Source organism: Bacteroidales bacterium (genome assembly GCA_018334875.1).
In the GTDB taxonomy this organism is placed as follows: Bacteria; Bacteroidota; Bacteroidia; order Bacteroidales; family UBA12077; genus JAGXLC01.
Genome location: JAGXLC010000205.1, coordinates 1 through 7,540 on the forward strand (window position 1 = coordinate 1; position 7,540 = coordinate 7,540).

Annotated in this window: 6 protein-coding genes and 1 riboswitch; of the genes, 3 read left to right on the plus strand and 3 right to left on the minus strand. The window is 41.7% G+C overall.

From position 1 onward, the window contains the following. From KGY70_14265 to KGY70_14275, 3 genes are all read right to left on the minus strand, one after another. On the minus strand, positions 1-704 hold a 704-nt coding region (locus tag KGY70_14265), incomplete at its 3' end, for a trimethylamine methyltransferase family protein (GenBank protein MBS3776355.1). 40 nt (positions 705-744) lie between these two features. Beyond that, positions 745-2,193 (minus strand): trimethylamine methyltransferase family protein, encoded by a 1,449-nt coding sequence (locus KGY70_14270; GenBank protein ID MBS3776356.1) that lies wholly within the window; start codon positions 2,191-2,193, stop codon positions 745-747. Positions 2,194-2,344: 151 nt separating this feature from the next. Beyond that, the gene (locus KGY70_14275; protein ID MBS3776357.1) at positions 2,345-2,992 is read right to left on the minus strand and encodes a corrinoid protein; all 648 of its coding nucleotides are present in this window, start codon (positions 2,990-2,992) and stop codon (positions 2,345-2,347) included. Between the two features lie 888 nt (positions 2,993-3,880). Continuing rightward, positions 3,881-4,120, plus strand: a riboswitch (cobalamin riboswitch). A gap of 87 nt (positions 4,121-4,207) precedes the next feature. Here KGY70_14275 and KGY70_14280 point away from each other — a divergent pair. The 3 genes from KGY70_14280 to KGY70_14290 all read left to right on the plus strand — a co-directional run. Next, positions 4,208-6,193, plus strand: a complete 1,986-nt coding sequence (locus tag KGY70_14280) for a TonB-dependent receptor (protein MBS3776358.1) — start codon at positions 4,208-4,210, stop codon at positions 6,191-6,193. A gap of 20 nt (positions 6,194-6,213) precedes the next feature. Next, positions 6,214-7,296 carry a hypothetical protein gene (locus KGY70_14285; GenBank protein MBS3776359.1) on the plus strand — a complete coding sequence of 361 codons (1,083 nt, stop codon included), beginning with the start codon at positions 6,214-6,216 and terminating at the stop codon, positions 7,294-7,296. Positions 7,297-7,389: 93 nt separating this feature from the next. Then, positions 7,390-7,540 (plus strand): cysteine-rich CWC family protein (locus KGY70_14290; GenBank protein ID MBS3776360.1); only part of this gene is annotated, 151 nt, incomplete at its 3' end.

The following is a 7,540-nucleotide window of genomic DNA, read 5'->3' on the forward strand; positions in this document are numbered from 1 at the left end:
GGAATACGATGCTCGGCACAATACATCACCTTGTCAATAGCATGGAAATCGCTAACAAGCGGAGAAATGGGCTCGCCATAGAAAATAAAATTAGGCCGTTGCCTGAATTCTTCCTCGCCACCGGCCATAGCAATAGCCATCCTGTGCTGGTCATACACACCACCTCTTCCAAAGGCCCAACTCATAATTGGAGTTGTCGTATTTCTTATCATATCAGCAAATTCATAAACATCGGCCAACCCATTGGTTACGTCACTAATGGAACCCAACGATTGTACATACCCCATATTGGGAAGGGCATCACAAACCCGGGCTACCAGGGAAGCATCCTTCCGGAGATAAGGCCTTCTTTCCAGCGTATCCGTATCGATAAAGTTCGGAGGAGTTGGTCCCGGGCCGAAATAGCTGCGTTTCTTTTCCACAGTGATCTTCCTCGATTCGTCTCCGTCCCACGGAAATATTTCCGTTACCGGGGGTACGGTAGAAAGCGCCTGTAGAATAACCTCCGGGGGAAAATACACCCGAACGCCATCGATTTTGCATCCTGCTTTTTTGAATAACTCCCGGGCACCTTCATGATGTACATTGGCGCCGGTATATTGTAAAGTTCTCAGCATTCCGTTGTATATCCTTTCCTTTTGGTCTTCGGAAAGAACTTCAAAATGCGGAGATTGCTGTACGGTATAGTTCGTTCTTTGAATCATAATTATTAGATTATTTGGTTATTCCAACAACTTGGATCGTTTAGGAATGCCGTTTATCGGCATCTTCCACTATTTTTTGCAATTCTTTTTTCAGCTTGTCCTCTATCGGTTCAGGTTCATAGGTATCCAGCAGGTGTTGTGTCCGTTCATTGATGCGGTCGCTCATTGTTTTGCTTCCGTCCTTTTTCCAGGTTTCATAATCACCTCTGTACTGTAATTCAGGTCTAAACCATTCTTTCCAGTGTTCAAAGGTATGGTCGGTTGTAACGTATTCACCACCGGGACCCTGTTTTTCAATCAGCTCCAACGCAAGATGCTCGTCATCGGTATTAATACCTTTACCGAACTGTTTGACCATCCCCATCATCTCCTGGTTCAGCACGAGGCTTTCCAGTGAAGCATTCGTACCATGGTCGATATAGCCTACATCATGTACCAGGTTTGCACCGGAGAGATAAGAATAAAAAAGATTCATCATCTGTTCCGCAGCAGCCTGTTCATCAAGAACTTTTGAATCTGAACAGCCACCTGTAGAGAACATAAGCAGATTAAGCCATTTTGAAATATCGGTATTGGCTGCAGAGGCAAGAGAGAGTTCCGGGGCACCATAGGAATAGGTAGACATCTTCATGTCAAGTAGTGTGGTAACACCACCCATAATAAGGGGCATACCCGGATTTTTCAAATGACACAATACGGTAGCAAGAAGGGTTTCAGTAAGCGATTGAACCAGCATACCTGCCAGCGTAGCCGGAGCAGTTGCACCTGAACTCGGACATGGAGTATACATGGCCGGAATTTTCTTTTCCGCTGCAAAAAGTAGTTTCTCAACAGCAGTGCGGTCGTTCTTCAGCGGAGAAATGGGCTCAATGTAGGCCACAAAAAGCGGATTCAGCCTGAATTCTTCCTCTCCGCCCTGAATAAGACAACCCATTTTCCAGAGATCTTCCAGTCCTTCTCCGTCTACACTTGTCAATACCATTGGCTTGGTACATCCTTCCAGCATTGCCATAAACTGATGCCTGTCATAGGTCTGCGGATTAGGTGCATCACCTACAATGCCATGCGACATGAAAAAATCATAATTGGATAAGGCATCCACCAACTTTGCAGCATTGTTGATATCGTTCCACCTGGTCCTTCTTCGTTCTCCTGTTTCCCGGTCGTAAGTAAAAGGAAGATCGGAACCTGTGCCAAAAGCTACGGTATCTTTTTGCAAATGGAGCGAACGATTGCCGCTTCTTCCTTTTAATGTAATCTTCCGGGGATAGAAATTAAGTGCTTCTTCCACCATGGTAGTAGGTATACGCACATTGTTCTCCCTGACAACGGCATTGCTGTTCCTAAAAAGCTCAAGCGCCTCCTCCTCGTAAACATTTCCACCTGTATGCTCAAGTACTTCCAGCGCAGAATAAAATATCTGCTCGATCTGGTCTTCTGACAGCACCCTAAACCTGGTAGACTTATTGATTTGTTGATTCATTTTCATAAGAAATTCCTTTATTCTTTTAAAATTTATCATTTCTGCTCAGCCAAACAGGCTGAACACAAGGATTCAATCCTTTACAGGTATAACCATTGACCTTGCCTCAGGATTGAACCGCTCTAAATAATATCCTGCTAAGCTGCAGGATAATCTGTTAAGATTTTTTCTTCTCGAAATATTCCTTGGCAATATCCACTGCACTACCGGCATTCGGTGCATACAAGTCGGCATCAATCTCTTCGGCAAAATCTTCCGTTACTGGAGCACCGCCAATGATCACGGCAACCTGGTCGCGAATACCGGCTTCTTTAAGTGAATTGATCACCTCACCCATTCTGGGCATGGTAGTGGTTAACAAAGCAGACATACCTAATAAATCGGGTTTATGTTCTTTAACGGCATTGACAAATTCTTCATTCGGTTGGTCAATACCTAAATTGATCACCTTGTAACCGGCACCTTCAAACATCATTCCGGCCAGATCCTTTCCAATATCGTGAAGATCGCCGGCAACTGTACCAATAACCATGGTACCGGCATTGCCCATATCCGCTTCTGAAAGTTGCGGTCTGAGAATATCCATAGACTTACTCATAGCCTTAGCACACCGAAGTACTTCAGGCATAAACATGTCGCCGTCTTTCCATTTCTGACCTACTGTATCCATCCCCGGTAATAATCCATTATTCAGAAGATCACCAGCGTCAGCACCGGAATTCAGATATTCCTCCGTTAATTTTTGTAATTCATCTACTTTACCTTCGACTAATGTTTCGGAAATTTTACTAAGATCCATACTCATAATTCCTCCTTATTTTATAATACACATAATATTTTCTGTTCAAATTTTATATAATTTGATCATCTAAGCTTAATGCATGTTAACAACTATAATACAGTTATAAAGGATTTTTTGGGATAATATATAATGTATATAATAACTCTGAAGGCTGTCCATATTCGGGCGGATAAGAAAAATCACTTCTGTTGAAAATTTTTCCCATGTATAACAAATCTCTAATTTTCAATTTTTCACTTCCCATTTCTAAAAATTCGCAATGCAAATATCAACAATTAATTGATAAGAACCAAATCATTCGCTAAAATAATCTGTGAATTCAATTTCAAATAAATGAATTTCAATAAAATGCAATAAACGTCAATAACTTGGCAAATACATGATATTAATCATTTTACAGACCATGATTTTTGTTTTATAGGAATACATAAGAAATTAACCCGAATTATTCTTGAATAATTCTGACGCTATTGAAAAACCTGGCTTTTTGCTTCAATAAATTTCGCAAAAAGCCGGTTTTTCTAATGCGGGGTTACCTGCCCGCACGCTTTCGCTGAAGCTTTAGCGCAAGCAACCGAAGCTAGCGCAGGCGGGCCTGCATCCACCCCGCAATCCACCCCGCATTCATAAACTTCACTTCGTTTGTTTATGAATAATGCAGGTTAATACAGCCGTTGCCATCTCAAATTATTTTCTGCAGAATATAAAAGTTCCCCCAATCATGATGACATCTTTTATCTGTATGGTTGCAAATTGATTTTGAGTACCTTACCGGTCAAATTCTTGCTTTTTGGACAAAACTTGGCTAGTAAGGTACTTATGAAGAAACATAATGGGTTAAAACAAAAAATTAATCGAATCAATCCATTGGAATACTAAATAAATTGACATAGTTTTGCAATCGGTTTTGGTGAAGGACGAACGTACCAGTTTCGTCCTTTTAAAAGGGAATTCGGTGATCCGGCAACTGACGGAGAGTCCGAGGCAGTACCCGCTACTGTAATCCCGGTCCCGCCGAAGGCGGGGCGGCATCTTTGACCACCCTCAGACCACTGCCCCGCCAGAGGCGGGGTGGGAAGGCGTTCAAAGATCGGGAAAGCCAGGAAACCTGCCAAAATCAAGACATGACTCATAGCTTTCGGGTTAAAAGCTGTGGTGAAGAACCAAAAACTCTTCTCTGCAACATTCCCGAAAAAAGGCTGTGATAAAATTGAATCAATGAATTATAGAATGAACATCATGGCCAGTTACAACAGGATAACCACAATCATAAAATTGGTGTTGATAATGATGACACTTCCTTTGGGAATGATTCATGCACAGCATCAGCTCTCTCAAAAAGTCCATGAAATTGAAAAGGTTCATATAACCGGCAACAGGAAAGATTTTTATTCCGAGGATCAGAAAACCTCTTCTATTGATTCGATAACCATTGAAAATAATCGCTCAAACAACCTCGACGAACTTCTCGCTACCGCATCCCCGGTATATATCCAATCATACGGAACCCGGGGCTCCCTGGCCGTACCCAAACTCAGGGGAACTCAGGGTAGTCATACTTCAGTAACCTGGAACGGCTTCCCTATCAATTCACTAACCCTGGGGCAAAGCGATTTATCTCAAACACCCATGGAATTTATAGATCAGGTTTCCATAACCCATAGTGCACCGGCTTCACTATATGGTAACGGCACTTTCGGAGGAGCCATCGGCCTGAATAACAAAACAAACTGGAGCAAAGGGAATACTTTGTCTTTGTCTGGTGAGGCAGGCAGTTGGGACAACCAGCGCTACAGTCTGCAAAGTGAGCTGGGTAATCAAAAATTTCGATACAAAATTTCCGGATTCTTCCAAAAAGCCCAAAATGATTTTGAATTTCACGACACGCAGCAGTTCGAGAATCCGCTTAAAGAAAGAAAAAATAATGCCGTACAGAATTTTGGTGTGATGCAGAATTTCTATTATAAAGCATCTCCCAGAAACAAATTTGAGGCGGGCGTGTGGTATCAGGAAAGGGAAAAAGAAGTTCCAGAAATTATGGGTATTTCAGAACCGGGTACAGCCCGCCAGCGTGACAGTACACTAAGAATATACGGACAGTGGAAAAGGGTGTTTGAGGAATCAGCCCTCCAGCTACGCTCGGGATATTTTTACCACCATCAACTCTATACGGAAAAAGAAAATCCCGGAGATGAGGCTTATATGATCTATTCCCCGCTAGAAACGAGAAAATGGATGAATGATCTGAATTATCGCTATTACCTGAACAACCGCATAAATTTTGATATCGGAGGTCAGTACTCCCTTATCGAAGGAAATGTAGATGAATACGGAAAAACAATACGTGAATACAGGGCCTCTGTGATCGGGGCATTTAAATACAACTACCAAAGCCTGACCACCAATCTTTCCATCCGGCAACAGTTTAACAACTATACCAATCCCCTTCCCCAATTTGGAATAGGAGCCAATTACAAGCTCATTCCCGAACAATTGGTTATAAGAAGCCATTTTTCCACCAAATATAAGCTGCCCACACTAAACGATAAATACTGGCAACCGGGCGGAAATAAAAACATCAAACCCGAACACGGCTGGTCCGGTGAAATCGGAATCGGCTACACCCCGGAGTTAAACGGATTCATTCAAAACCTTCAATCCGAAATTACCTTCTATACCTCCAAAATCTTTGACCTCATCCAGTGGGTTCCGGCAGAGGGAGAATCATACTGGCATGCCATTAATACTTCCAGGGTTAGAAGTTCAGGGATAGAAGCATCGACAGACCTTTACGTGGAATGGGAGCCCATTAATCTCCATATCAAATCGGTTTACAATTATACCCTGTCAACCAATCTCAATGAGAACAAACCAAATACTTACAAGAAGCAACTGAGATACACCCCCTTCCACACACTTAAAAATTCCCTGTTAACCCAATGGAATGATTACACCCTGGGGAGCAATATCAACTATACCGGAATAAGGTATACCACATCCGATAATTCCAGTGAACTGGAACCTTATTCCATACTGGACGTTTTCATAAAAAAACAATTTGAATTTAAAGATTTTGATGCTCAACTCAAGCTGAGTGTTAAAAATATCTTTGACAGGCATTACCAGGTTGTTGCGCATTATCCGATGCCCGGCCGGGCTTATTATATCAATCTCAAGATTCAACTAAACAAAATGATTAATTAACCTAAAAATTTAAATGAACAATGATGAAACGTACATTTTCAAAACTCAGAACAACATTATTATTAAGCTTCATCGGAATGTTGCCCCTTACCTTTACATCGTGTGAAGATAACGGAGGGGAAGAAGATGAAATTCAGGTGGAAGGAATTTACATTGTGAATGAGGGTCAATTCGGTAATAATAACGGATCCATCACCCTTTTTGAGCAGGATTCAGGAAAGGTGATAAACAACTATTTTGAAAAAAAGAATAATGGCCGCACACCCGGCGATATAGTTCAGGATCTTGCGTTTTCCGACACCAGAGGTTATGTGGTAGTCAATAATTCGAAAAAAATGGAAATAGTTGACAAAAACACATTTGAAGCTGTTGATGTCATGAACTCACTCAGTTATCCCCGGCAGTTTTTGCCAGTTGACCGGAATAAAGGTTATTTAACAAATGGCAGCTCAGCCGATTCAAGCAGGGGGCATGTTCTGGTAATTGATTTAAATGAACACGTGATCACCGATAGCATAGAAGTAGGCAGAGGTCCGGAAAGCATGATCAAAGTAGATGACCAGGTTTTTGTCACCAACAGCGGAGGATGGAAAATTGACAATACAGTTAGTGTAATTGACATTTCTACCGACGAAGTCACTGAAAATGTTGAAGTGGGCGATATACCAACAGATATCGTGAAAGATAAAAACAATGATGTTTGGGTGCTTTGCAAAGGTCGTAGCGCTTTTCAAACTGGAGGACCTACAGGTTCTGAACTGGTTAAAATTACTTCTTCAGACTACCAAACCAGTACATTTGATATTGATAAAACTTCCAGTGACGGGAATTATTTGCTGGCCATCGGTCCTGATGAAGAAATGCTCTATTTTGTAGGTGCAAATGGGGTGTATGAAATGAGCATATCTGACTCAAATGCGCCTACAGACCCCATCATTGACCGCATACCCTACGGGCTGGATGTAAACCCGGAAAATGGCAATGTGTATTGTCTCGGTACCAAGCCTCAATCAAAAGGATACTTATATTGGTACGATCAGGAATACACATTGAAAGATTCAATTCAGATTGGTTATTACCCAAATGCAGTTGTGTTTGAATAGTTAATTAATTTTATGCTGCGGAAATTCGGATCATACTCATAATTCCCCCTTTAATTCATCCGTTTTCCGCAGCCTTTTTCAAAACAAGCACTTATGATCAAGATCTGCCCCCATTGTGGTAAATCATTTGAATGCAGGAACAACGATATTCTGAACTGTGGTTGTGCAAAAATTATTATTTCCGGGGATGTCCGTAAAAAAATCTCCAGCCGTTACAACGACTGTTTGTGCGTGCAATGCCTTA

What these genes read in the sequence shown, in the direction of transcription:
- KGY70_14270 (MBS3776356.1), bottom strand. Translation starts at nt 2,193, where the DNA reads ATGAAAATGAATCAACAAATCAATAAGTCTACCAGGTTTAGGGTGCTG.
- KGY70_14275 (MBS3776357.1), bottom strand. Translation starts at nt 2,992, where the DNA reads ATGAGTATGGATCTTAGTAAAATTTCCGAAACATTAGTCGAAGGTAAA.
- KGY70_14280 (MBS3776358.1), top strand. Translation starts at nt 4,208, where the DNA reads ATGAATTATAGAATGAACATCATGGCCAGTTACAACAGGATAACCACA.
- KGY70_14285 (MBS3776359.1), top strand. Translation starts at nt 6,214, where the DNA reads ATGATGAAACGTACATTTTCAAAACTCAGAACAACATTATTATTAAGC.